The organism is Streptococcus nidrosiense (assembly GCF_042140045.1).
GTDB lineage: Bacteria > Bacillota > Bacilli > Lactobacillales > Streptococcaceae > Streptococcus > Streptococcus nidrosiense.
Genome location: NZ_CP152419.1, coordinates 575,192 through 601,702, shown reverse-complemented (window position 1 = coordinate 601,702; position 26,511 = coordinate 575,192). Strand labels below are relative to the sequence as shown.

Here is a 26,511-nt window from a genome sequence, read left to right as displayed (position 1 = left end):
AAAACTATCATCATACATTATACCATTTTTTAGGCTATTTCACAAAGCATGGCAACTATGGCATCTCACTTTTGAAGAACATAAAAACCTCCAAAAGTTAAAAACTTTTGGAGGTTTTACGACAACCTAATCAGTCTATTTCGGCTATCTAAAGCAAGATTTATTCTTCATCACGTTTACGACGTTTAGCTACCAAACCTAATCCTGTTAGACCTGCTACAACTCCGAGGAGAGCAGATGAGATTGATGAAGTTTCACCAGTATTTGGTAATTGCTTACGTGTCTTAGTGGTTTCAGTTTGAGGAGCTTGACTAGCTGAAGTCGAATGAATCGTTGATGTTGAAGCACTTGCACTTGTTGAAGCCGAATGAGGCATTGATGTTGAGGTGCTTGCACTTGTTGAAGTAGAATGAGGCATTGATTGACTAATGCTTGTTGACAATGATAGTGATAGTGATTGTGATACTGATGTACTAATTGAATCCGATGTAATAATACTATCAATATCTAAGCTATCAAGTGACAAGCTTTCTGGCATTCCCTTACTTGTAACAACAGATGAACTTGCTGATGTGCTTGCGCTCGTTGAAGCGGATGTGCTTGCTGATGTGCTTGCACTTGTTGAAGCTGACGTGCTTGCACTTGTTGATGCAGATGTACTTGCTGACGTACTTGCGCTCGTTGATGCAGATGTACTTGCACTTGTTGACGCTGACGTGCTAGCCGATGTACTTGCACTTGTTGATGCTGACGTGCTTGCCGATGTGCTTGCGCTTGTTGAGGCAGACGTACTTGCGCTTGTTGAGGCTGATGTGCTAGCCGATGTACTTGCGCTCGTTGATGCTGATGTACTTGCTGACGTGCTTGCACTTGTTGATGCGGACGTGCTTGCCGATGTGCTTGCGCTTGTTGAGGCTGATGTACTTGCTGACGTGCTTGCACTTGTTGAGGCTGATGTACTTGCTGATGTGCTTGCGCTTGTTGAGGCTGACGTACTTGCACTTGTTGATGCGGATGTACTTGCTGACGTACTTGCACTTGTTGATGCGGATGTACTTGCTGATGTACTTGCACTTGTTGATGCAGATGTACTTGCTGACGTACTTGCGCTCGTTGATGCTGATGTACTTGCTGACGTGCTTGCGCTTGTTGATGCTGACGTGCTTGCACTTGTTGAGGCCGATGTACTTGCTGAGGTACTTGCACTTGTTGATGCAGATGTACTTGCTGACGTACTTGCGCTCGTTGATTCCGACGTACTTGCTGACGTACTTGCACTTGTTGAAGCCGATGTACTTGCTGACGTACTTGCACTTGTTGAGGCTGACGTACTTGCTGACGTGCTTGCACTTGTTGACGCTGACGTGCTTGCGCTCGTTGAAGCAGATGTACTTGCTGACGTGCTTGCGCTCGTTGATGCCGATGTGCTTGCTGACGTGCTTGCGCTCGTTGATGCTGATGTACTTGCTGACGTGCTTGCGCTCGTTGAAGCAGATGTACTTGCTGACGTGCTTGCGCTCGTTGATGCCGATGTGCTTGCTGACGTGCTTGCGCTTGTTGATGCTGACGTGCTTGCCGATGTACTTGCACTTGTTGAAGCGGATGTACTTGCTGATGTACTTGCACTTGTTGAAGCAGATGTGCTTGCTGACGTGCTTGCACTTGTTGATGCCGACGTACTTGCTGACGTGCTTGCGCTCGTTGATGCTGATGTACTTGCTGATGTGCTTGCGCTTGTTGAAGCGGATGTACTTGCTGAAGTACTTGCACTTGTTGAAGCGGATGTACTTGCTGATGTACTTGCACTTGTTGAAGCAGATGTACTTGCTGACGTGCTTGCACTTGTTGAAGCGGATGTACTTGCTGATGTGCTTGCTGACGTGCTTGCTGACGTACTTGCTGACGTGCTTGCGCTCGTTGATGCCGACGTACTTGCTGATGTACTTGCACTTGTTGAGGCTGACGTGCTAGCCGATGTGCTTGCGCTCGTTGATGCCGACGTACTTGCTGACGTGCTTGCACTTGTTGATGCCGACGTACTTGCTGACGTGCTTGCGCTCGTTGATGCTGATGTACTTGCTGATGTACTTGCACTTGTTGATGCCGATGTGCTTGCTGAAGTACTTGCTGATGTGCTTGCTGACGTGCTTGCTGAAGTACTTGCTGACGTGCTTGCGCTTGTTGAAGCGGATGTACTTGCTGACGTGCTTGCGCTCGTTGAAGCCGACGTACTTGCTGACGTGCTTGCACTTGTTGACGCTGACGTGCTTGCGCTCGTTGAAGCAGATGTACTTGCTGACGTGCTTGCGCTCGTTGATGCCGATGTGCTTGCTGACGTGCTTGCACTTGTTGACGCTGACGTGCTTGCCGATGTACTTGCACTTGTTGAAGCGGATGTACTTGCTGATGTACTTGCACTTGTTGAAGCAGATGTGCTTGCTGACGTGCTTGCACTTGTTGACGCGGATGTACTTGCTGACGTGCTTGCGCTTGTTGATGCTGACGTGCTAGCTGATGTACTTGCTGACGTGCTTGCACTTGTTGACGCGGATGTACTTGCTGATGTGCTTGCACTTGTTGAAGCAGATGTGCTTGCTGACGTGCTTGCACTTGTTGAAGCCGATGTACTTGCTGACGTGCTAGCACTTGTTGATGCGGATGTACTTGCTGATGTGCTTGCGCTCGTTGAAGCTGACGTACTTGCTGACGTGCTTGCACTTGTTGAGGCTGACGTACTTGCTGATGTGCTTGCACTTGTTGAAGCGGATGTACTTGCTGATGTACTTGCTGACGTGCTAGCAGATGTACTTGCACTTGTTGATGCTGATGTACTTGCTGACGTACTTGCACTTGTTGAGGCTGACGTGCTAGCAGATGTGCTTGCGCTGGTTGATGCTGACGTGCTAGCAGATGTACTTGCACTTGTTGATGCTGATGTACTTGCTGACGTACTTGCACTTGTTGAGGCTGACGTGCTAGCCGATGTGCTTGCGCTCGTTGAAGCGGATGTACTTGCACTTGTTGAGGCTGACGTACTTGCTGACGTGCTTGCACTTGTTGATGCCGACGTGCTTGCTGACGTACTTGCGCTCATTGATGCAGATGTGCTTGCTGACGTGCTTGCTGACGTACTTGCTGACGTGCTTGCGCTCGTTGATGCCGACGTACTTGCTGATGTACTTGCACTTGTTGAGGCTGACGTGCTAGCCGATGTGCTTGCGTTCGTTGATGCCGATGTGCTTGCTGACGTGCTTGCACTTGTTGATGCCGACGTACTTGCTGACGTGCTTGCGCTCGTTGATGCTGATGTACTTGCTGATGTACTTGCACTTGTTGATGCCGATGTGCTTGCTGAAGTACTTGCTGATGTGCTTGCTGACGTGCTTGCGCTCGTTGAGGCTGACGTACTTGCTGACGTGCTTGCGCTCGTTGAAGCCGACGTACTTGCTGATGTACTTGCGCTCGTTGATGCAGATGTACTTGCTGAAGTACTTGCGCTCGTTGATGCTGACGTACTTGCTGATGTACTTGCACTTGTTGAGGCTGACGTGCTTGCACTTGTTGAAGCAGATGTACTTGCTGATGTGCTTGCACTTGTTGAAGCAGATGTACTTGCTGACGTGCTTGCACTTGTTGAAGCGGATGTACTTGCTGATGTACTTGCGCTCGTTGAAGCGGATGTACTTGCTGACGTACTTGCACTTGTTGAAGCAGATGTGCTTGCACTTGTTGAAGCAGATGTGCTTGCACTTGTTGATGCCGATGTGCTTGCTGACGTACTTGCACTTGTTGAGGCTGACGTACTTGCTGATGTGCTTGCACTTGTTGAAGCGGATGTACTTGCTGATGTGCTTGCTGATGTGCTTGCGCTTGTTGATGCGGATGTACTTGCTGACGTGCTTGCGCTCGTTGATGCTGACGTGCTAGCAGATGTACTTGCGCTGGTTGACGCGGACGTACTTGCTGACGTGCTTGCACTTGTTGATGCCGACGTGCTTGCTGACGTGCTTGCGCTCGTTGATGCTGACGTGCTTGCTGACGTGCTTGCACTTGTTGATGCGGATGTACTTGCTGATGTACTTGCACTTGTTGAAGCAGATGTGCTTGCTGACGTGCTTGCACTTGTTGACGCGGATGTACTTGCTGACGTACTTGCACTTGTTGATGCTGACGTACTTGCTGACGTGCTTGCACTTGTTGACGCTGAAGTGCTTGCTGATGTACTTGCACTTGTTGATGCGGATGTACTTGCTGATGTGCTTGCACTTGTTGAAGCAGATGTACTTGCTGACGTGCTTGCGCTCGTTGAAGCTGACGTACTTGCACTTGTTGATGCAGATGTGCTTGCTGACGTGCTTGCGCTCGTTGAAGCCGATGTACTTGCTGACGTGCTTGCGCTCGTTGATGCGGACGTACTTGCTGACGTGCTTGCACTTGTTGACGCGGATGTACTTGCTGACGTACTTGCACTTGTTGATGCTGACGTACTTGCTGACGTGCTTGCACTTGTTGACGCTGAAGTGCTTGCTGATGTACTTGCACTTGTTGATGCGGATGTACTTGCTGATGTGCTTGCACTTGTTGAAGCAGATGTACTTGCTGACGTGCTTGCGCTTGTTGAAGCCGACGTACTTGCTGAGGTGCTTGCACTTGTTGATGCCGACGTGCTTGCTGACGTGCTTGCGCTCGTTGATGCTGACGTGCTAGCTGACGTGCTTGCACTTGTTGAGGCTGATGTACTTGCTGATGTACTTGCACTTGTTGAAGCAGATGTGCTTGCTGACGTGCTTGCACTTGTTGAGGCTGACGTACTTGCACTTGTTGAAGCAGATGTGCTTGCACTTGTTGAGGCTGATGTACTTGCTGACGTGCTTGCGCTCGTTGATGCTGACGTGCTAGCAGATGTACTTGCCGATGTGCTTGCACTTGTTGACGCTGATGTACTTGCGCTTGTTGAAGCAGATGTGCTAGCCGATGTACTTGCACTTGTTGAGGCTGACGTACTTGCTGACGTGCTTGCACTTGTTGACGCTGAAGTACTTGCTGACGTGCTTGCGCTCGTTGATGCGGATGTACTTGCTGAAGTACTTGCACTTGTTGAAGCAGATGTGCTTGCTGATGTGCTTGCACTTGTTGAAGCCGACGTACTTGCTGACGTGCTTGCGCTTGTTGAAGCAGATGTGCTTGCTGAAGTACTTGCACTTGTTGAAGCAGATGTGCTTGCTGACGTACTTGCACTTGTTGAGGCTGACGTACTTGCTGATGTGCTTGCACTTGTTGAAGCGGATGTACTTGCTGATGTGCTTGCTGATGTGCTTGCGCTTGTTGATGCGGATGTACTTGCTGACGTGCTTGCGCTCGTTGATGCTGACGTGCTAGCAGATGTACTTGCGCTGGTTGACGCGGACGTACTTGCTGACGTGCTTGCACTTGTTGATGCCGACGTGCTTGCTGACGTGCTTGCGCTCGTTGATGCTGACGTGCTTGCTGACGTGCTTGCACTTGTTGATGCGGATGTACTTGCTGATGTACTTGCACTTGTTGAAGCAGATGTGCTTGCTGACGTGCTTGCACTTGTTGACGCGGATGTACTTGCTGACGTACTTGCACTTGTTGATGCTGACGTACTTGCTGACGTGCTTGCACTTGTTGACGCTGAAGTGCTTGCTGATGTACTTGCACTTGTTGATGCGGATGTACTTGCTGATGTGCTTGCACTTGTTGAAGCAGATGTACTTGCTGACGTGCTTGCGCTCGTTGAAGCTGACGTACTTGCACTTGTTGATGCAGATGTGCTTGCTGACGTGCTTGCGCTCGTTGAAGCCGATGTACTTGCTGACGTGCTTGCGCTCGTTGATGCGGACGTACTTGCTGACGTGCTTGCACTTGTTGACGCGGATGTACTTGCTGACGTACTTGCACTTGTTGATGCTGACGTACTTGCTGACGTGCTTGCACTTGTTGACGCTGAAGTGCTTGCTGATGTACTTGCACTTGTTGATGCGGATGTACTTGCTGATGTGCTTGCTGATGTGCTTGCGCTTGTTGATGCGGATGTACTTGCTGACGTGCTTGCGCTCGTTGATGCTGACGTGCTTGCAGATGTACTTGCCGATGTGCTTGCACTTGTTGACGCTGATGTGCTTGCGCTTGTTGATGCGGATGTACTTGCTGACGTGCTTGCGCTTGTTGAGGCTGATGTACTTGCACTTGTTGACGCTGACGTACTTGCTGACGTACTTGCCGATGTGCTTGCACTTGTTGAAGCGGATGTGCTAGCCGATGTACTTGCGCTTGTTGAAGCTGACGTGCTAGCTGATGTACTTGCGCTCGTTGACGCTGATGTACTTGCTGACGTGCTTGCACTTGTTGAAGCGGATGTACTTGCACTTGTTGACGCTGAGGTACTTGCTGACGTGCTTGCGCTTGTTGAAGCGGATGTACTTGCACTTGTTGAAGCGGACGTACTTGCTGATGTGCTTGCACTTGTTGAAGCGGACGTACTTGCTGACGTGCTTGCACTTGTTGAAGCAGATGTACTTGCTGATGTACTTGCACTTGTTGACGCTGATGTGCTTGCTGATGTGCTTGCACTTGTTGAGGCTGACGTGCTTGCCGATGTGCTTGCACTTGTTGAGGCTGACGTACTTGCTGACGTACTTACACTTGTTGAGGCTGATGTACTTGCTGATGTGCTTGCACTTGTTGAAGCGGACGTACTTGCTGACGTGCTTGCACTTGTTGAAGCAGATGTACTTGCTGACGTGCTTGCACTTGTTGACGCTGATGTGCTTGCTGATGTGCTTGCACTTGTTGAGGCTGACGTGCTTGCCGATGTGCTTGCGCTCGTTGATGCAGATGTACTTGCTGACGTACTTGCACTTGTTGAGGCTGATGTACTTGCTGATGTGCTTGCACTTGTTGAGGCTGACGTACTTGCTGACGTACTTGCGCTTGTTGAAGCCGATGTACTTGCCGACGTACTTGCACTTGTTGAAGCGGACGTACTTGCCGATGTGCTTGCGCTTGTTGAAGCCGATGTACTTGCTGATGTGCTTGCACTTGTTGAAGCTGACGTGCTTGCGCTCGTTGATGCAGATGTACTTGCACTTGTTGATGCGGACGTGCTTGCGCTCGTTGATGCAGACGTACTTGCTGATGTACTTGCTGATGTGCTTGCGCTCGTTGAGGCAGATGTACTTGCGGACGTGCTTGCACTTGTTGAGGCTGACGTACTTGCTGACGTACTTGCACTTGTTGAGGCAGACGTACTTGCTGATGTACTTGCGCTCGTTGACGCTGACGTGCTTGCAGATGTGCTTGCGCTCGTTGACGCTGACGTGCTTGCAGATGTGCTTGCGCTCGTTGACGCTGACGTGCTTGCAGATGTGCTTGCACTTGTTGAGGCTGACGTGCTTGCTGATGTACTTGCGCTTGTTGAAGCAGATGTGCTTGCTGATGTACTTGCGCTCGTTGAAGCTGACGTACTTGCTGATGCACTTGCACTTATTGAGTCAGATGTACTTGCACTCGTTGAGGCTGATGCACTCGTTGAAGCCGACTCTGATGCAGATGTACTTGCACTTGTTGAGGCGGACGTACTTGCTGACGTGCTTGCACTTGTTGAGGCTGACGTGCTTGCTGATGTACTTGCTGACGTGCTTGCACTTGTTGAAGCAGATGTGCTTGCTGATGTACTTGCACTTGTTGATGCCGACGTGCTAGCAGATGTACTTGCACTTGTTGATGCTGACGTACTTGCTGAAGTGCTTGCGCTTGTTGAAGCCGATGTACTTGCTGACGTACTTGCACTTGTTGATGCCGACGTGCTAGCAGATGTACTTGCTGATGTGCTTGCGCTCGTTGATGCTGACGTGCTAGCAGATGTACTTGCACTTGTTGATGCGGATGTACTTGCTGATGTGCTTGCGCTTGTTGATGCTGACGTGCTTGCACTTGTTGAAGCCGATGTACTTGCTGAGGTACTTGCACTTGTTGAGGCTGACGTACTTGCTGAAGTGCTTGCGCTTGTTGAGGCCGACGTACTTGCTGACGTGCTTGCACTTGTTGATGCTGACGTACTTGCTGACGTGCTTGCACTTGTTGATGCGGATGTACTTGCTGATGTACTTGCACTTGTTGATGCTGACGTACTTGCTGATGTGCTTGCGCTCGTTGAGGCTGATGTACTTACTGACGTACTTGCGCTTGTTGAGGCTGACGTACTTGCTGAAGTGCTAGCCGATGTGCTTGCGCTCGTTGAGGCGGATGTACTTGCCGACGTACTTGCACTTGTTGACGCGGACGTACTTGCTGACGTGCTTGCACTTGTTGAAGCCGACGTACTTGCTGACGTGCTTGCGCTTGTTGATGCTGACGTGCTTGCTGATGTGCTTGCACTTGTTGAAGCAGATGTACTTGCTGACGTGCTTGCACTTGTTGATGCTGACGTACTTGCTGACGTGCTTGCACTTGTTGATGCGGATGTACTTGCTGACGTGCTTGCGCTTGTTGAAGCGGATGTACTTGCTGACGTGCTTGCGCTTGTTGATGCTGACGTACTTGCTGACGTGCTTGCACTTGTTGACGCTGACGTGCTAGCCGATGTACTTGCGCTGGTTGACGCTGACGTACTTGCCGATGTGCTTGCACTTGTTGATGCTGACGTGCTAGCCGATGTGCTTGCACTTGTTGACGCTGACGTGCTTGCTGACGTGCTTGCACTTGTTGAGGCTGACGTACTTGCTGACGTGCTTGCACTTGTTGACGCTGACGTACTTACTGATGTACTTGCGCTTGTTGAAGCAGATGTGCTTGCTGATGTACTTGCGCTCGTTGAAGCTGACGTACTTGCTGATGCACTTGCACTTATTGAGTCAGATGTACTTGCACTCGTTGAGGCTGATGCACTCGTTGAAGCCGACTCTGATGCAGATGTACTTGCACTTGTTGAGGCGGACGTACTTGCTGATTCTGACTTGTGATCCGAATCTGACAAATCTGGAGTTACTGTGTTTTTTGTTCCATCTTTGTAGGTAATTGTCACAGTTCCATTGCTATCAATATCGTACGATTTAATACGGAAATCTGACTCAGGGTTGACTGCCTTCACTGCAGCAAGAATCTTATCAAGATCATCTTGAGTCAATGAAGTTAGATTAGAAACTTGGATAGCACTACTTGGTTTAATACCCGGGAATTTTTCATTCAATTTCCCTTGTGCTACTACAGCTGTGACTCTACCTGTATTATCTGATAAATCTATAGCACTAGTTCCACGGGTCCATTTATTACCATCTGCATACTGTACATTTTCTCCATAAGTAGCAGTGTACTCTAGGACTTTCGGATTAGTTGCTGAAGCTTCAGTAGGAGTATCCTTAATTCCTGGTGCAGCATCATCTGAAGAATAACCATCTTGGAAAATGTGATCTTTATCAGAAGTTCCATCGTTTAATTTCAGAGTTTTAATCTTACCACTATTATCTTTAGCAGTTAAAACAACTTTAATCTTGTCGCCTGCGAAGACTTCGTAACCACTGACTCCTGGACGAACATTATTCTTGATCGTTTGTTTTTCCCATAGGCCAGTCTTATCGTTCTTGACATAAAGTTCAAAGGTAGCTTCTGGACTTTCAGTTTCCTTGGTAATCGTCTTCGTCGTTGTAGCTGAAGTCAAGGTTTCAGTTCCACCACCCGGTAGACTGACTGTCTTCTCTTGCTTAACAGTTACATCGCCTGTTGGAAGAAGACCGTTATTGCCATCATAAGCATCCTGCAAATCAGCGGCTTCAAAGGTTACGCTTGTTTCATTATCTTTAGCAGTCTTAGTAAATGTATGACCAGCTAATGTAAGTGTCACCACAGCTCCTGGCGTCACATTTGTTACAGTGATTGCCTTGTTCGGAAGGCCACCTGTATTTGTCACTTGATTATCTGCGATCTGTGGCGCTTGTGGGTTAACTGTATAAGTGATTGGAACGCGCTGTTTGACACGTACACCAGATCCGTCTACTGGCAATTCAACTTCTACATCTTTTGTAAATCGACCAACAGTTGAAAGGTCTGGAGCCCCATCAACCCATCTGAAATTCGTATTATTTACATTATAGTCAGGGCTACCTGTCACCTTGGTGATAGAATCTCTTGGATTTGCAACCACTTGTTGGTAAGCCGCATCACTTGTCTGACCTTGAGTAAAGATATAAGAACGATTAGACTCAAACTTGTAGACATTATGAATAACGTCTACGGTCTTGCTAAGCAATTTCGCACTATCTGTCTCACCCAGACGACCTTTAGGGAACGTAAAGGTTAGTTTGAAGCGTTGTTGTCCAGCCTCTGTCGTAGTGATAGGAGCATTTGACAAGCGAGTTCCATGTTCATCTGTCCATGTTTGTTGAGAGCCACTTGGGAACCAATCATCTCCCGCTTGAAATGCATAGTTAAGCCAGTTTGAACCATCCCCATTATGAGGAGCTGTTCCTTGGATGTCATTGATCGGAGCTTTTGGCGCGATTGAGGTCATGGTACTGTAGGTAACAGTAACATCATCTGTAGAACCATCTGAGTATGTGACTGTTGCTACAGCTGTTTTATTATTTCCAGAGTTAGTTGTGTCAATTGGCGTCTTCCAAGTAACAGTAGCACCTTGCGGTAGTTGCTTGCCACCTTCAAGCTGTACAAAGTTAGCCGCATTTGACAAATCATCTGCCGTTTCACCTACATAAGTATAGACTGTTTGCACCTTAGCTACAGCAGTATATTTATCAGTCTGGCTTTTGATTACAAACTTGACATAACCATTGTCGGTAATCCCATTTTTAGCATGGTCACTATCAGATGTGTTTTTATCATCTGTTGCCATTAAATAGCGTTCAAATGGCCCTAACGGTACAGTTTTACCTAGAGTTCCTGTAAGGGTAATCCTTGCATCCGCTTGATTCGTTAAGCTAGTGATCGGATTTGAACGATTCATTCCGCTATAGCCAGCATAGTTAGTCCCACTAGCGTTATCAGCGGTTCGCTGCATTTCAAACTTCAATGAAGAAATCTTGCCAGAATCATCGGTTGCACTAAAGGTTACATTAACTTCTTCCCCGCGGTATAGATATATTTCCTTAGTTGTAGCATTATCATATGGAATCACCAGTTTTGGACGTTCATTGACTGTCACTGACTGTGGAATTGGATTACTATGTGTACCATCTTTGTAGACAATCGTTGCTGTACCGTTGTTTGTAACTTCAATATCTTTGATACGGTGAGTTACTTGATTATTCTTAGCATAGATAGCATTCTTGACATCTGTCTTTTCACCTTCTGTCAGATTGTTTTTATTCACAACCGGTGTAAAGTCAGGATTTGTGACTGCCAGACGGTCTTTCAGTTGTCCTTGGGTGATGCGAACATTACCTAGAGCTGCAGGAGTATTTTGATTGCCTGCTAGGTCAGTAGCCGCCGCATTCCGTTGCCATGTATTACCTGAACTATATTGCAAGTCATCTTTAAGATGGGCTCTGACAACGATATGAGATGGATTGCTCTCAGGAGCATCGATGTTACCAGTTAGGTGGGCAACTGTACCTGTACCATACTCATTTCCTGTACCAGAATCTCCTTGGAAGAAGTTACTGGTTAGCGCAGGTCTACTAAGGTCAGCTTTTGAGACAATCTTAAATTCTTTTAGTTTTCCACTACTATCAGATGCAGTAAAGTCAACTGTAAAATCATCACCTGCGTAGACGATATGCTCGTTTCCACGGGAAGCATCTGGACTCGGAGTGGCTGGGATTGGCTGACCATCGCGGGTCACTGTTACACCAACTCTTGGACGTTCATCAACTGTATCCGTTGGTTGAAGTGTATTAGCCGTACCATCTTTATAGGTAATAGTCGCCGTACCATTGCTTGAAACATCAATTGTATTGATGCGGTGAGTATCTTGGGGATTTTTGTCAAAGATAGCTTTCTCAACAGCCTTTTTCTCAGTTTCTGACAGATTGTTTCGGTCACCAACAGTTGTTTTGGCTGGATTTACAACAGGCAAACGGTCCTTGAGCTGTCCTTGGGTAATACGGACGTTACCAGGACTGTTATCTCCAGTATTGTTGACGTTTCCTACTTGGTCAGTTGCAACTGCATTCCGTTGCCAAGTATTCTTATAACCTTCTACCCATTGTAAATCATCCTTGAGGTGAGCACTAACAGTAATACGAGCAGGATTTTCCGATGTTGCAGTGATATCCCCTGTTAGATTGCTAACATCACCAGTGCCATACTGAGTTCCTCCAAAGAAATTGCCAGTGAGTGCTGGGACAGAACCATCCGCTCTAGGAACAATCTTAAACTCTTTTAACTTACCACTATTATCAGTTGCAGTGAAGTCAATTGTGAAGTTATCACCTGCATAAACAACATACTCCTTTCCAACTCTTCCAGGTGTTGCAGGGATAGCTTGGCCATCACGCGTCACGGTAACAGCAGGAACCGGAACTACAGTTTCAGCTATTGTACTTGCTTGGACGACATCCACAGTATTATCACGGTAGGTGATGGTGATTTCACCTGTTTCTGACACAGTAATGTTACCCGTCACACCATCTTTTGTGAAGTCTGAACCAGAAAGGATATTTTTGTTTGCTGTTTTGAAGTTTTCAAGAATTTGAGTTCTTTCAGTCTCGCTCAACTTAGACGGATTGTTAACTGTAACAGCGGCACCACTCACAGGATTGTTCCGTTCGTTGAAACCTCTGATGTAAACAGTCATTGTCGCTCTTGTCTCATTATTGCTTGAATCCGTCACTCCAAACTCAAGAGTATAACTTCCCGTGGGCATAGGATTCCATCGACCATCAGATAGTTCTCGACCGATTGTACCATCTATAGTAGCAGTCCAAGACTTCGCCCATCCCTTAAATCTATTGTTTCCGTCAAACACCTGAAACAAATTATTTTTCGGGAAGTGACCATTCAAACCAGTAATCTCTGGAGATGGGTAAGCAATAAATCTCCTCAATTGGAAATCATCGGAGAACTTTAAAGCTACAGGTTCATTCGGTGCCGTTTCAAACTTGTCATCATTAAAGAAAGTAAGATAAGATGGTAACTCAATTTTTGGCGCTCTATCTGATGTTGCTCCTGTTGTAACAGTATTCGTCATTACAGAAGTGTAGTTACCAGGAGGGTTACTTGCTGAAAACTCCTTACTACTTGTCGCAACTTGTGCATTCAAGGTCGCCTGAGTTGAGCTATTATTGACTGTTGCAAAAATCTCAATAGTAGCATCCAAATTTCTATTGTAACCATGACGATTCTGGAAAATATACTCATTGTTGGATTGACTTTGCAAGTCCATTCTCACACCATTTAGATAGGCTGCTGTGATTGTCGTATTCGGGTCAACCCTAGCAATCAAACCTGCATAGGTGAGAGCACTCTGGGCATTCATCCAGATCGTCCATTTAACTTCACGACTAGTAGGCGCAAAAGTTCCAGATACTATACTAGCTGTTGTTTGTTCATTCTGAGTTCGAGGCGAGAATCCTCTGAGACCATCCCCTGTTGGCATAGCTTGCCCGTTACGGCTATCACGTTGACCTGAATTTGCACGTAAAACAGCATTGGCGATAGAGTTACGAGCTGAAGTTGCTCTTTGCACCACTGCTGTCAAATCACCAGTTGGATCTGCAAGTGCTTTTTCAATCTCTACTACAGCAGCATTCACCTTAGTGATGGCTGAATCGGTATTTGGTAGACCAGCAACCTTAGCCAGATATTCACCCATCTCGGCAGAAAGAGCAGCTAGTTTCTTACGGTCTTCTGCTTGCTTTTTAGCGCTGACTTCTGCTGTCGTTGTCGCAGCAAGAGTCGCTGTTGTGGTTGCTGTCAGACTCGCATTTTGACTTGTGAAGTTTTCTGCAGTTGACAGAGCACTAGAAAGGCTAGGATTGACCTTAATATCGCTAGCCTTAACTGTGGCTCCGGATGCTCCGTCATTACTGATAGCATCTTCGCTAGGAGCCGTCTGTGAACCTTCTACATGCGAAGCCTCAGAGAGGGAACTGCTTGCAACAGTCGAAGCACTAGCCGATGTTGAGGTAGAATCACTCAATGAAGCCGAAGTACTAGCAGAAGTTGAAGATGACACACTAGCACTAGTACTAGCTGAGGTTGAGGCACTTACGGACTCTGATGCACTTGTTGAGGCCGAAATCGAGGCACTTGTAGAAGCAGAGATTGAGAGACTCTCACTGACAGAGGTAGATGTTGAAACAGAAGTCTGTTGCTCATCATCTTTATTGACCGTTCCCAAAACAACCTGATCAGAATTGACTAGGTTGTCGGTTCCATCAACCACCTTCTCTACAGCAACCTGTTCATTGGCATGGACTTGCGTGTGAGTGGCAACTCCCCCACCAACCACTGCCCCTGCGGCAGCTATCCCCTTGAGGATATCTAGTCCAGTGATGGAGGTAGATACATGATCGTCTACAACCTCAGTTGTTATCTGGGCTGTATCAATACCACCACGAAGAACTTTAAACAAGCCAAATAGAGACGTTGAGGCACGCAACCAATGTTTTCCCGATTTAATCAACTTATATCGGGTAACACGATCTGTTTCTCTATATCGCCCTTCTTGACGTCTAAAAAACATGTTTTTTCTCCTTGAGATCTTTTTTTATAAAAAATAAAATTATCAAAATGTTTTTCAAGATAAACTAGCCTTATATTGGAAAATCAGATCATCCCCAACATCTAAATTAGTGTTAAAGTTTAAAATATTCTGATATAGATTATTCTCTAAAACACTTTATTATATCACATTTTATTCCTTATTGTCCAAATATTTGAGTAGATATCTATATTAATACAAATTATCATACATTTTATGGAATTCGTATGTATCTAAAGTTTGTTTTTTGTACAATAATCATTTATCCTCCTTTTTAAAAACACAAATCGTACAGTTGATACTCTTCGAAAATCAAATTCAAACCACGTCAGCTTCACCTTGCCATACTCAAGTACAGCCTGCGGCTAGCTTCCTAGTTTGCTCTTTGATTTTCATTGAGTATGAGAATGCCACACGGAGATATAGAGAATTATCAATCCAGCAAAAAAAGCCGCCTGATTGGGCGACTTAATTTTTATAGGGAGATTATTATGAAAAAGTTTTAGGAGTATAAGTTAAGTTCTTCTTAACTTATGAGATAAGTATACAGCTCCTAACTTAAAGTTTCCTTAAGTATTTTTAAATGTGAGATTTTTCCATTTTTCTCGCCAGTTTTTCTTAGATAAACGCTTTTGATAGAGCTTCATTCGGTCTTGATTTTCTAAAAAATGAGGAGTTGGACGAACTTGAAAGCTCAAAATATCCTCCAAGCCATAAGGCGCAAAGAGCTCTAAAGTTGTATCTGTATGCAAGCGAATACCTATCGCCGTACAACGTTCAGGATATTTACTCATGGCATCGCAGGAATTCACATAGGGAGGCGTATGGGGACTATGCTGATGCATATAGACTTGATTTTTCAGCTCCCATTGATACTGGGGAAAGTCCTCTTTCAACTTGTTCTCTATAGCCAGTGTTTCTTCGTAACTCACATCTGGGGCAAAGAAAATCACATCCACATCCGTTTCACGGTCAAAGGATGGCTTATCTGACAAGAGATTCCAGATAAAATTTCGGACCGAACCAGCCGCCAACCAGGAATCTTTCAACTCCAAGTCACGGATGATAGTCAGAATAGCCATCATATCAGGATTTTCTCTGAAAGAATCTAAAATTTCAGCCTTATTTTTCAATGTATTCATACCCCAAATGTTCGTAAGCCTTAGCTGTCGCGACCCGTCCTGAACGAGTTCGCATGATAAAGCCTTTCTGGATCAGGTAAGGTTCGTACATATCCTCTACCGTCTCACGCTCTTCGGCGATATTCACCGAAAGGGTACCTAGACCGACAGGACCTCCACCGTACATCTCAATCATGGTGCGGAGAATTTTCTGGTCCACATAGTCCAAACCTTCATGGTCTACATCCAGCATAGTCAAAGCCTTATCCGTAATCACATCATCAATCAAGCCATCGCCCATAATCTGCGCAAAGTCGCGCACGCGCTTGAGGAGACGATTGGCGATACGAGGAGTCCCACGACTACGCAAAGCCAACTCGGAAGCTGCCTCATGGGTGATTTCCATCTCAAAAATATCTGCCGTCCGCTCGACAATCTCTGTCAAGTCATCATGGGCATAATACTCCATGTGGCCAGTAATTCCAAAACGTGCACGAAGTGGATTTGAAAGCATCCCTGCTCGTGTCGTCGCACCAATCAAGGTAAAAGGCGGCAATTCCAGATGGACACTGCGACTACCTTCCCCCGCACCAATCATGATGTCGATGTAGAAGTCTTCCATAGCACTGTAAAGCACCTCTTCCACCGACATAGGCAAGCGATGGATCTCATCAATGAAGAGCACATCTCCAGGCTCCAAGTCATTCAAAATCGCAACCAAATCACCGGCTTTTTCGATAACGGGACCAGACGTTTGCTTGAGATTGACTCCCAGTTCATTGGCAATGACAAAAGCCATGGTTGTTTTCCCGAGACCTGGAGGGCCAAACAAAAGAACATGGTCCAGCGCCTCATCACGCATTTTTGCAGCTTCGATAAAGATTTTAAGCTGATCCTTGACCTTGTCCTGACCGATATATTCACGTAAATATTGGGGACGAAGGGTACGTTCTACCAACTCCTCATCACCCATGATTTCATTATCTAAAATTCTACTCATGCTCCTATTATAGCAAAAATCCAGCCCACAAACAAAAAAGCCACCGAATTGGGTGACTTCATTAGGGAGATTATTATGAAAAAGAAAAGTTTAGGATTTCTATTAAATAAAGTTAGGAGGTCTTTATTTAATAACTACATGATATAAGAGAAGACTTAAAGTTTGCTTAACCTATAAATTTTATTTTTTTGCTAGAGATTTTAACTACTACCAACCAAAGCAGAAAGGTTAGGAGGCAGATACTCACCACTATTAAGTATGTTTCTTCCTTTGTTAAAAGGTTCTGCCAATTAAGCCGGATTCCTAATTTTTCTTGAAACTCTTCTAATAAGCTACTATTCCCCATAAATGTAGTTTCTAATTGCTCCTTCATTAAGACCTGTCTATAGAGAGAAGCAAGATAGGTAGCCGGTGTGCACTTCATGAGAACTTGAGCGAAGTTAGGAAGAATTCCCATTGGTACATAAGTTCCTACTAAAAATCCTGAAGCTGTACCTACAATGGTAGCCAATTTACCCAGACTATCTACTGACTGGAAATGGTAAATCAAGAGTGCATTTACCAATGTTGAAAGGAGACTACTTAGCAGCATGATTAAACTTATTTCAAATAGCTTACTCATTGCTGGAATTTCTTGAAAATAAAGGCTCATAACAATAAGCATAAAGGCTTGCATAACAAAGGAAATGATAAGGCTACTAATAAGATAAGACAGTTGCAAGCCCCAGCTCCCTAAGTCTGTCAAAAAGAGATCCTGATCCACTTGATTTTCACGATCTTGTACCATCTGGGTCAAAGCTGTAAAACTGGTTGTAATCCCAGTCACAGCCAAGGTTCCACCCATCAGCCAGTTATTTAATAGACTCTTATTATCAGGAAGTTGGGACCAGGCATCCATCAAATTTTTCTGCAAAAAAATGATATAGAGTAGAAAGGAAATCAAAGCTCCCAGTAATGAGAAAAAGACTCCTGAACGATTTCGAAAATACAACAAAAAATCACGTTTTAATAAGGCTAACATTAGCGCACCTCTCTTCCTGTAAGGGCTATGAAGGCATCATCCATAGTTCCTGGACGAAATTCAAAGCTAGCAATCTTCTCACGAACTTGGGTCAAATAATCAATAGCTTCCAATTGGCTCTTAGGATAAAGACTATACTCAAACTCATTTTCCTTTTCCACAGGCATATTTTTAGGTAAGAATTTCTCCACCTGCTTGTCTTTAAAACAAATTTTTAAAAGATTGGAAGCGTACTCACTTTTAATTTCAGCAGCAGAACCTTGGGCAATAACCTTTCCATGATCTATAATATAAAGTTGATCTGCCTCATCTGCTTCATCCAGATAATGAGTCGTTAAGATAATAGTCATCCCTTCATCTCTTTGTAGACGATACAATAAATCCCAAATGGATTTGCGAGTCTGAATATCTAGTCCAGTCGTAGGCTCATCTAGAAATAAAATATCGGGATTGGATAGGAGAGCCCGAGCAATGTCAACTCGACGTTTCTGTCCTCCTGATAAAGTCCCATAAAGTTGTTTCTGAAAAGCAGGCAACCCTAGTTGATTGATTAAATCTTCCACACGACCACCTTTAATCCCCTTATACTGCTGGGCGCGAATGGCTAGGTTTTCTTTGACCGTCAACTTTTCATCCAATACACTTGCTTGAAAAACAACTCCAATCCGAGTATTGGGCGCATAGATGATTTGACCATTAGTTGCTCTTTTAAGTCCGATTAACATTGAAATCGTGGTCGATTTGCCAGCCCCATTAGGTCCTAAGATTGCGTTAAAACTTCCTTTTTTAAACTCTAAATTTATATCTTTTACTGCTGTATGGTCTCCATAGTTCTTAGTGAGGCCTTTTGCTTGTAAAATCATATTTCCTTCCTCCTTTTTACACCTTCAGTCTAACAAAAAGGAAAAAGAAAAAATATAGTTTGGTGCTATGTGGTCGAAATGGATGATTATGTGGTCAATTCTACCTTAAAACTTCTGCATTTGAACATAAAAAAAGCCACCTGATTTGGTGGCTTCTTTAGGGAGATTATTATGAAAAAGAAAAGTTAGGATTTCTATTAAATAAAGTTAGGAGGTCTTTACTTAACGATTACATGATACATGAGTAAACTTAAAGTTAACTTAAGATAAAAGAATTATTTAAATTTTTTTCGATCCACCCAAATCATTCCTGTACAATCATAAGTAGATAAGGTTTCAAACCCCAGAGAACGGTAAAAACCCAAGGTTTTTTCTGTCTGTTCAGTCGCTAGTTGTATTTGATAGGCATCCTTATAGTCAGCTAAGGCTTCTTTCATCAAGTTACTACCAATTCCTTGGCGCTGATAGCTAGGCAAAACAATCAAATCCTGGACAAAAACGGATGAAAAACCATCTCCAACCAGACGCACTAAACCAATGATTTCCTCACCGTCACGGGCAAGATAAGTCGCTAGCGAATGAGACAAGGCCTGCTCCAACATCTGTGACTGATTGGTATAGTTTGTCCAACCAACTGCCTGGTAGAGATGCAAAACATCTTCTAGCTTGACAATTTCTTGCTTTTTAATAGTAATCATCTCAACACCTCTTAAAGCTCTCTCAAGCTCTTGTACTGCCGTCCATTTTTATCAAAGTTTTTAGGAGCCAACCACGCTTCCAAGCGAGCTCTGACTTGAGGCCAGTCCTTATCGATCATGGACAACCAATCCGTATCTCTGGTACGCCCTTTATAAATAACAGCTTGGCGGAAGGTTCCCTCGTAGATAAAGCCCAAACGCTCTGCTGCTTTTCTAGATGGAAGATTGAGGGCGTCGCACTTCCACTCATAGCGGCGATAGTTGAGTTCTTCAAAAACATAACGAGCTAGCAAATAGTGAGCTTCTGTTCCCATCCTGGTCTGTTTGAGAGCCGGAGAAAAGGTCACTGCACCAACTTCAATGGTGCGATTGGCTTGGTCAATACGCATGAGAGAAAAAGTCCCCAACGCCTTTCCAGTCACTTTATCGATAATCGTATAATAGAAGCGATCCTTGCGCTCAATCATCTGCTTCAAAGCTACGATTAATTCTTCGAGATTTTCTACTGGCTCCTGAAAGAGGTAGGTCCACATCTCCCGAGGGCTATCTGGGCCATAAACAGCTAACAAATCTTTCGCGTGCTTTTCCACTGAAAGAGCTTCTAGAGTCGTATACTGTCCTTCTATCCGTACAAGTGACGGTAAAACTCCAGGTGTGTCGTCTACAGGTTCACCAATCATCTGACCATATTCATTTACAGACATAGTTTTCTCCTTGTCTTACTCTTATAAGTTTAAAGATGTGAATAGTATATCACATATTGCAGGTAATCTACAAAAAATCCTCCAGATTCTACTCTGAAGGATTCATTTCTTATTTAACAACGATATTAACGAGTTTAGTTGACTCAAACAGTTTGGGAAACTTGTTTGAGGTTGAGTACGAACAAATAAATCGGTTATTTCACAACAATGTTGACAAGTTTGTTCGGTACCGCAATCACCTTAACAATTTCCTTGCCATCAATCTCTGCTTTGACTTTTTCGTTAGCAAGAGCTACTTCTTGCAACTCTTCGCGTGAAAGATCTTTAGCTACCATCAATTTAGCACGGACTTTACCTTTGATTTGGACGACGATTTCGACTTCGTCTTCAACCAATTTGCTTTCGTCCCATGTTGGCCAAGCTACATAAGAGATTGACTCACCTGTTGATGCCACTGTTTGCCAGAGCTCTTCTGCCAAGTGAGGTGCAAATGGGGCAATCAATTGGATAAAGCCTTTGGCGTAGTCCACGTAGAGTTTGTCTTCCTTGTTAGCTGCATTGACAAAGACCATGAGCTGGGCAATGGCTGTGTTGAACTTCATCGACTCGATTTGCTCTGTGACAGCTTTAACGGTTTCGTTATAAACCTTGTCTAGAGCACCATTGTTTTCCACAACGATTTCTTTACTTGTAATCAAACGGTAAACACGGTCGAGGAACTTACGACTTCCTTCCAGACCTTCTTCTGACCAAGCGATAGAAGCATCGAGTGGCCCCATGAACATTTCATAGACACGAAGGGTATCGGCACCGTATTGTTCCACCACATCATCAGGGTTGACTACGTTCTTGAGAGATTTAGACATCTTGGCTGGTGCTTGCTCCAATTCTTCTCCTGTTTCCACATGGAAGAAGGAACCGTCACGTTTTTCAACCTTGTCAGTCGCCACAAGAGCACCACGGTGGTCACGGTAACTTGTGCCCAAAATCATTCCTTGGTTAAAGAGTTTTTGGAACGGTTCTTTAGTCGGTACAACACCGATATCATAGAGGAATTTGTGCCAGAAACGAGCGTAAAGCAAGTGAAGCACGGCATGTTCTGCACCACCCACGTAAATATCTACTGGCAACCATTGTTTGAGGAGGTCCTCATCGGCCAATTTCTCTGTGTTATGTGGATCGATATAGCGGAGGTAGTACCAGCTTGAACCTGCCCATTGTGGCATAGTGTTGGTTTCACGACGACCTTTGACCCCATCTTCACGAGTGACTTCTAGCCAGTCGGTCAAGTTAGCTAGTGGGCTTTCACCAGTACCTGAAGGGCGGATGTCCTTGGTGACTGGCAAGACAAGTGGCAAGTCACTTTCTGGAACAGCTGTTGAAGTTCCATCTTCCCAATGGATGATTGGGATTGGTTCACCCCAGTAACGTTGACGGCTAAAGAGCCAGTCGCGGAGGCGGTAAGTCACTTTCTCTTGACCACAACCTTTTTCTTCCAACCAAGCCACAATTTTGGCAATGGCGTCTTCTTTGTTAAGACCGTTCAAGAAGTCAGAGTTAACGTGAAGTCCATCTTCTATGTAGGCAGCTTCAGCTACGTTTCCACCTTCCAGCACTTCTACGATTGGAAGTCCAAACTGTTTGGCAAATTCCCAGTCACGTTGATCGTGGGCAGGTACAGCCATAACAGCACCTGTTCCGTAGCTAGCAAGAACGTAGTCGGCAATCCAGATTGGAATTTCTTTGCCGTTTACAGGGTTGATCGCATAGGCACCAGTCCAAACCCCTGTTTTTTCCTTGGCAAGGTCTGTACGAGCCAAGTCTGATTTGAGGCTGGCTTGGTGTTTGTAGTCTGCTACGGCTTCTGCTTGTTCTGGACTCGTGATGGCATCTACTAGTTCATGCTCAGGCGCTAAGACTGTGAAGGTCGCTCCGAAAAGGGTATCTGGACGAGTCGTAAAGACTGTGAATTCCTTATCTGTTCCCTTCACTTTGAAAGTGACATTGGCACCAGTTGATTTCCCAATCCAGTTGCGTTGCATGTCCTTGATAGACTCTGGCCAGTCAAGATCATCCAAGTCATTGAGCAAGCGCTCTGCATAGGCCGTGATTTTAAGCATCCATTGGCGCATTGGTTTGCGGACAACTGGATAGCCTCCACGCTCAGATGTTCCATCTGGAAGAACTTCTTCGTTGGCGATAGCTGTTCCTAGTTCCTCAACCCAGTTTACTGGCACTTCTGCTTCATAGGCCAAGCCTTTTTCGTAAAGCTTGGTGAAGATCCATTGTGTCCATTTGTAATAGTTTGGATCTGTTGTATTTACCTCACGGTCCCAGTCGTAAGAGAATCCAAGCGCATTGATTTGGCGTTTGAAGTTGGCAATGTTTTCCGCTGTGAATTCCGCTGGGTCATTCCCTGTATCCATAGCGTATTGCTCTGCAGGCAAACCAAAGGCATCCCATCCCATTGGGTGAAGGACATTGTAGCCTTGTGCACGTTTGAAACGGCTGAGGATATCAGTCGCTGTGTATCCTTCTGGGTGTCCTACGTGAAGACCTGCTCCAGATGGATAAGGGAACATGTCGAGTGCATAAAACTTCGGTTTTGAAGCGTCTGTTCCTGTCTTAAACGTGTGATTGTCAGCCCAGTATTTTTGCCACTTAGGCTCGATTTCTTTATGATTGTAAAAACTCATGCTGTCTCTCCAATTTTCGTGATGCTCCTATTATACCATTTTTAGGGGAATTTAGTCTCTTTCTTTTCAACTCTTTTCTCTTTTCACCTTGCCTTCCATTTTTAATACTGCTATACTTACTTTAGCAAGCTCTTTATAAGAGGTGATTTATGGCTCATTCTTTCAAACATTCTCTCCAAAAAGAGATTCTTCACCGTAGTTCTTTGGCTGCTTTAGCGACCTCGTTTTTACTCCTCATTCTCTTGTTTGGTTTTTCCTATTTCCTTCAAAAGCAACAGCTCACCAAAGACACTCAACAGATTGTCCAACATGTTCGTAATATGAAACAAGCGAACTATCAATTACTGGAGACCATGAATCAAAAAATGGTCCCAGAATTTTTAGAGGGTAAACACACCGACCGAGAACTCTTTAGTCTATTTTATGAAACAAAAGCTCAACTAAAACTCAGTTCTGATTTTATCATCCTTGATAACACAGGAGAACTGCTCTTTAGTACCAATCGCAACCATCAAGAAACTATTTTAGCTCCTTATTATTTAAAATTGTTAATTCAAAATCCGATTCAAGGAGCCATTACAGAAAAGGTTGCTTTGTCAATAGATAAGCAACATTACGCACTATTCATTATGCCTATCGTTCAAAATCAACGAGTTAAGGCTTATAGCATTTCTTTTGTAAATGAAAATGAATTTGTGTCCAGTATCCCTCTCATCAATTCAAAATACGCCATTACAGATACTTTTGGAAACATCTACTCTAGCAATACCAATCAATTTACACAATCGACTCTGGAAAAATTTGATGAAAAGTTACTCCAATCTAAAACCCATTGGTATGTTGAAAATCCACTTCTGATTGAAAAACGTAAAATTGAACCGATTTTCTCAATCTACGCCTTTCAATCTTTCTTTCCCATTCCGAGTTTACTGGGACTTGCTTCCGTCTTAACACTCTGTATCTTTCTGTTATACTTCTGGCAGGCGAGACGAATTGCTTATAAAATTGCGACGCACAATGCCGGCCCTATTGAAAGTCTGGTCTATCAACTGCAGGAAATTCCTAAGAAAAAGGACAAGAAGCTGATCCTCCAGACAGGAGACGAATTTGAACTGATTGCTGAGAAAATCACCGATATGCTCCAAGAGTTGGATGAACTCCATCAAAAGATGTTGACCATTGAGAAGGAAAAGTGGATCTTTGAAAGAAAGATGCTGGAAGCTCAGTTTAATCCTCACTTCCTCTACAATACCTTGGAAACTATTAAAATCACGAGTATGATTGATGCTAGTATTACTCAAGAACTTATTCAAAATCTCACACGCATCCTGCGATATAGTGTAACTGAACTAGAAAAGGAAACGACTCTTGGACGGGACCTAGAGATTATCGAAGCTTATCTGAAAATCCATCAGATTCGATTTGAACATTTTTCTTATCAGATTGACTGTTCTGAGAATCTACATTCCCAAACTATTCCGAAACTTTTCCTATTACCACTTGTGGAAAATGCTCTAAAATACGGAAGGCAGTATCGTATCGACCTTGCCATCTCTATCCAAATCACTCAAGAGCAGGAAGCACTGACCTTTATCGTTGAGGATAATGCTGGTGGTCTAACCAAACAAGAACGTCTACATATCTTAGAATCCTTGGACAGCCCACATACACAGCACGGTATTGTCAATAGTTACAAACGATTGAATAATTTTTTTGAAAATGTAGAATTAGATTTGGGAGTCAACTCCAAAGGGGAAACCTGGGTAAAATTTGTCACGAAAGGAAGAACGCATGTTTAAGTTAATCATTGTCGAAGACGAACACCTGATCCGAAAATGGCTTGAAATCGCCGTAGACTACTCAGCCTTAGGTATTCAAGTTGTTGGAACTGCAAGTCACGGACAAGAAGGCATGGAATTGATTCAAAAAGAGAAACCACACATCGTCCTGACAGATATTACCATGCCCATCATGGATGCTTTTATGATGTTTGAAGCGACCCGTTCACTCTCTTATGAAAAAGTAATCCTCTCAGGCTATAATGATTTCCAAAATGCTAAAAAGGCCATGCAATTTGGAGCAGTGGACTTCCTCCCAAAACCCATAAATGTCGCAGAATTAACAGAGTGTTTAGAAAAAATAACTCTACGCCTCAAGATGGATCAACACCAAACCAATCCATTTTTACAAGACTATCAGACTTTTGTAACATCTCTTCAAAAAATCAATCCTCAAAACCAATTGATTCAACAAATTCTCGAATTTGTGCACCAACACTACTCCCAACACTTTACAATTTCTACCATTGCAGAGAATCTAGGTTATAGCGAAAGTTATCTCTACAAGGTTATCAAGGAGGATTTTCCTATCACCTTGAACGAATACATTCTTCAGTATCGTTTAAAACAAGCCGTTGAAAAGATGAGCCAGTATCCTGATTCTCCTCTTAGTCAAATCGCTGAACAAGTCGGCTTCTCAGACTATAAATATTTTGGTAAAGTTTTTAAGAAATACTTTCATATCTCTCCAAAAGAGTTAAAAGCCATTGGAAGAATAGTTTAGACACTATTCTTCTTTTTTGTAGAGAATTTTACCCCATTAGGATAGAATTTTAAGTTTTAAAAACGCTTTCATTACTTTACAATAGAGGTAACAAAATTATGGAGGTATCCATCATGAAAAAGAAATGGATGTATTTTGCTGCTTGTGGACTTGCTATTTTAGGACTAACTGCCTGCTCTTCTGACGACGCTTCGGGAGAAAAGGCAACTGAAAATGGAGGAAGCGATACTCTAGTGGTCTACTCCCCAAACTCAGAGGGATTGATTGGAGCAACTATTCCTGCTTTTGAAGAAAAGTATGGTATCAAGGTTGAACTCATTCAAGCAGGAACAGGTGAACTCTTTAAAAAACTAGAATCTGAAAAAGAAGCCCCTGTGGCAGATATCATCTTTGGTGGTTCCTATACCCAATATGCTACCCACGGGGAACTTTTTGAAAATTACGTATCAACGGAAAACGATAATGTAATCAAAGAATATCAAAATACAACTGGCTACTCAACTCCTTATACATTGGATGGTAGTGTTTTGATCGTTAACCCTGACTTAACTAAGGGGATGAATATTGAAGGTTATAGCGACCTCATCAAACCAGAACTCAAAGGAAAAATCGCAACTGCAGACCCAGCCAACTCTTCTAGCGCCTTTGCTCAACTAACAAACATGTTACAAGCTGAGGGCGGCTATACAGACGACAAAGCTTGGACTTATGTCAAAGATCTCTTTACTTTGATTGATGGTAAAATCGGCTCAAGTTCATCTGGCGTTTACAAGGCCGTAGCAGATGGAGAAATGGCTGTTGGTCTTTCTTACGAAGACCCCGCAGTGAAACTTCTAAACGACGGAGCAAACATTAAGGTTGTTTATCCAAAAGAAGGTACTGTCTTCCTACCGGCTAGCGCTGCTATTATTAAAAACGCTAAGAACATGGAAAACGCTAAGAAATTTATCGATTTCATCATTTCTCAAGAAGTCCAAGACACTCTTGGTACAACAACCACTAACCGTCCTGTTCGTAAAAATGCTAAAACTAGCGAAAATATGAAACCAATCGAACAAATTAAAACACTAACTGAAGACTATGACTATGTCATCAAAAATAAATCAGATATCGTTAAAAAATACAACGAAATCTTTACAGATATCCAATCTAAACAGTAAAAGAGGTTG

At 44.2% G+C, this 26,511-nt stretch carries 14 protein-coding genes and 3 pseudogenes; 5 read left to right on the top strand and 12 right to left on the bottom strand.

What is annotated here, in order from left to right; all coding sequences use genetic code 11:
* Positions 1–160: 160 nt before the first annotated feature.
* Positions 161–418 carry an LPXTG cell wall anchor domain-containing protein gene (locus AAFQ93_RS02950; RefSeq protein ID WP_375555769.1) on the bottom strand — a complete coding sequence of 86 codons (258 nt, stop codon included), beginning with the start codon at positions 416–418 and terminating at the stop codon, positions 161–163.
* 10 nt (positions 419–428) lie between these two features.
* On the opposite strand from AAFQ93_RS02950, the gene AAFQ93_RS02945 reads away from it, so the two are divergent.
* Entirely contained in the window at positions 429–8,984 is an 8,556-nt protein-coding gene (locus AAFQ93_RS02945) for a hypothetical protein (RefSeq protein WP_375555550.1), read from the top strand.
* A 77-nt stretch (positions 8,985–9,061) separates the two neighbouring features.
* Here the strand turns inward: AAFQ93_RS02945 and AAFQ93_RS09665 are convergent.
* The 3 genes and pseudogenes from AAFQ93_RS09665 to AAFQ93_RS02930 all read right to left on the bottom strand — a co-directional run.
* A pseudogene (locus tag AAFQ93_RS09665) lies at positions 9,062–9,127 on the bottom strand (hypothetical protein); the annotation flags it as partial.
* A 1,187-nt stretch (positions 9,128–10,314) separates the two neighbouring features.
* Positions 10,315–10,497 (bottom strand): hypothetical protein, encoded by a 183-nt coding sequence (locus tag AAFQ93_RS02935; RefSeq protein WP_375555549.1) that lies wholly within the window; start codon positions 10,495–10,497, stop codon positions 10,315–10,317.
* Positions 10,498–10,549: 52 nt separating this feature from the next.
* A pseudogene (locus AAFQ93_RS02930) lies at positions 10,550–13,357 on the bottom strand (sialoglycan-binding domain-containing protein); the annotation flags it as partial.
* A gap of 592 nt (positions 13,358–13,949) precedes the next feature.
* Here AAFQ93_RS02930 and AAFQ93_RS02925 point away from each other — a divergent pair.
* Positions 13,950–14,324, top strand: coding sequence for a hypothetical protein (locus AAFQ93_RS02925; protein ID WP_375555547.1), 375 nt, complete (start codon positions 13,950–13,952; stop codon positions 14,322–14,324).
* Positions 14,325–14,464: 140 nt separating this feature from the next.
* On the opposite strand, the pseudogene AAFQ93_RS02920 reads toward AAFQ93_RS02925, so the two are convergent.
* The 8 genes and pseudogenes from AAFQ93_RS02920 to leuS form a co-directional block, all read right to left on the bottom strand.
* Positions 14,465–14,659 (bottom strand): annotated as a pseudogene (locus AAFQ93_RS02920) (accessory Sec-dependent serine-rich glycoprotein adhesin); the annotation flags it as partial.
* 587 nt (positions 14,660–15,246) lie between these two features.
* A complete protein-coding gene (locus AAFQ93_RS02915) occupies positions 15,247–15,819 on the bottom strand; it encodes a nucleotidyltransferase family protein (RefSeq protein WP_375555546.1) in 573 nt (190 codons plus the stop codon).
* Positions 15,800–16,798 (bottom strand): Holliday junction branch migration DNA helicase RuvB, encoded by a 999-nt coding sequence (ruvB, locus tag AAFQ93_RS02910; protein ID WP_375555545.1) that lies wholly within the window; start codon positions 16,796–16,798, stop codon positions 15,800–15,802. Before ruvB ends, AAFQ93_RS02915 begins: the two co-directional genes overlap by 20 nt.
* 166 nt (positions 16,799–16,964) lie before the next feature.
* Complete coding sequence (locus AAFQ93_RS02905; RefSeq protein WP_006153138.1) at positions 16,965–17,819, bottom strand: ABC transporter permease; 855 nt, start codon at positions 17,817–17,819, stop codon at positions 16,965–16,967.
* On the bottom strand, positions 17,819–18,682 hold the full coding sequence (locus AAFQ93_RS02900; protein WP_375555544.1) for an ABC transporter ATP-binding protein: 864 nt from the start codon (positions 18,680–18,682) through the stop codon (positions 17,819–17,821). Before AAFQ93_RS02900 ends, AAFQ93_RS02905 begins: the two co-directional genes overlap by 1 nt.
* Before the next feature lie 275 nt (positions 18,683–18,957).
* Positions 18,958–19,380, bottom strand: coding sequence for a GNAT family N-acetyltransferase (locus AAFQ93_RS02895; protein ID WP_375555543.1), 423 nt, complete (start codon positions 19,378–19,380; stop codon positions 18,958–18,960).
* An 11-nt stretch (positions 19,381–19,391) separates the two neighbouring features.
* Entirely contained in the window at positions 19,392–20,084 is a 693-nt protein-coding gene (locus tag AAFQ93_RS02890) for a GNAT family N-acetyltransferase (protein ID WP_375555541.1), read from the bottom strand.
* A 194-nt stretch (positions 20,085–20,278) separates the two neighbouring features.
* Positions 20,279–22,780: a leucine--tRNA ligase gene (leuS, locus tag AAFQ93_RS02885; protein ID WP_375555540.1), complete on the bottom strand. Its 2,502-nt coding sequence runs from the start codon at positions 22,778–22,780 to the stop codon at positions 20,279–20,281.
* Positions 22,781–22,929: 149 nt separating this feature from the next.
* Here leuS and AAFQ93_RS02880 point away from each other — a divergent pair, with 149 nt between their 5' ends.
* The 3 genes from AAFQ93_RS02880 (at position 22,930) to AAFQ93_RS02870 (ending at position 26,502) form a co-directional block, all read left to right on the top strand.
* A complete protein-coding gene (locus AAFQ93_RS02880) occupies positions 22,930–24,579 on the top strand; it encodes a sensor histidine kinase (protein ID WP_375555539.1) in 1,650 nt (549 codons plus the stop codon).
* On the top strand, positions 24,572–25,342 hold the full coding sequence (locus AAFQ93_RS02875) for a response regulator (RefSeq protein WP_375555538.1): 771 nt from the start codon (positions 24,572–24,574) through the stop codon (positions 25,340–25,342). Before AAFQ93_RS02880 ends, AAFQ93_RS02875 begins: the two co-directional genes overlap by 8 nt.
* A 113-nt stretch (positions 25,343–25,455) precedes the next feature.
* Positions 25,456–26,502, top strand: coding sequence for an extracellular solute-binding protein (locus AAFQ93_RS02870; RefSeq protein WP_375555537.1), 1,047 nt, complete (start codon positions 25,456–25,458; stop codon positions 26,500–26,502).
* Positions 26,503–26,511 lie beyond the last annotated feature (9 nt).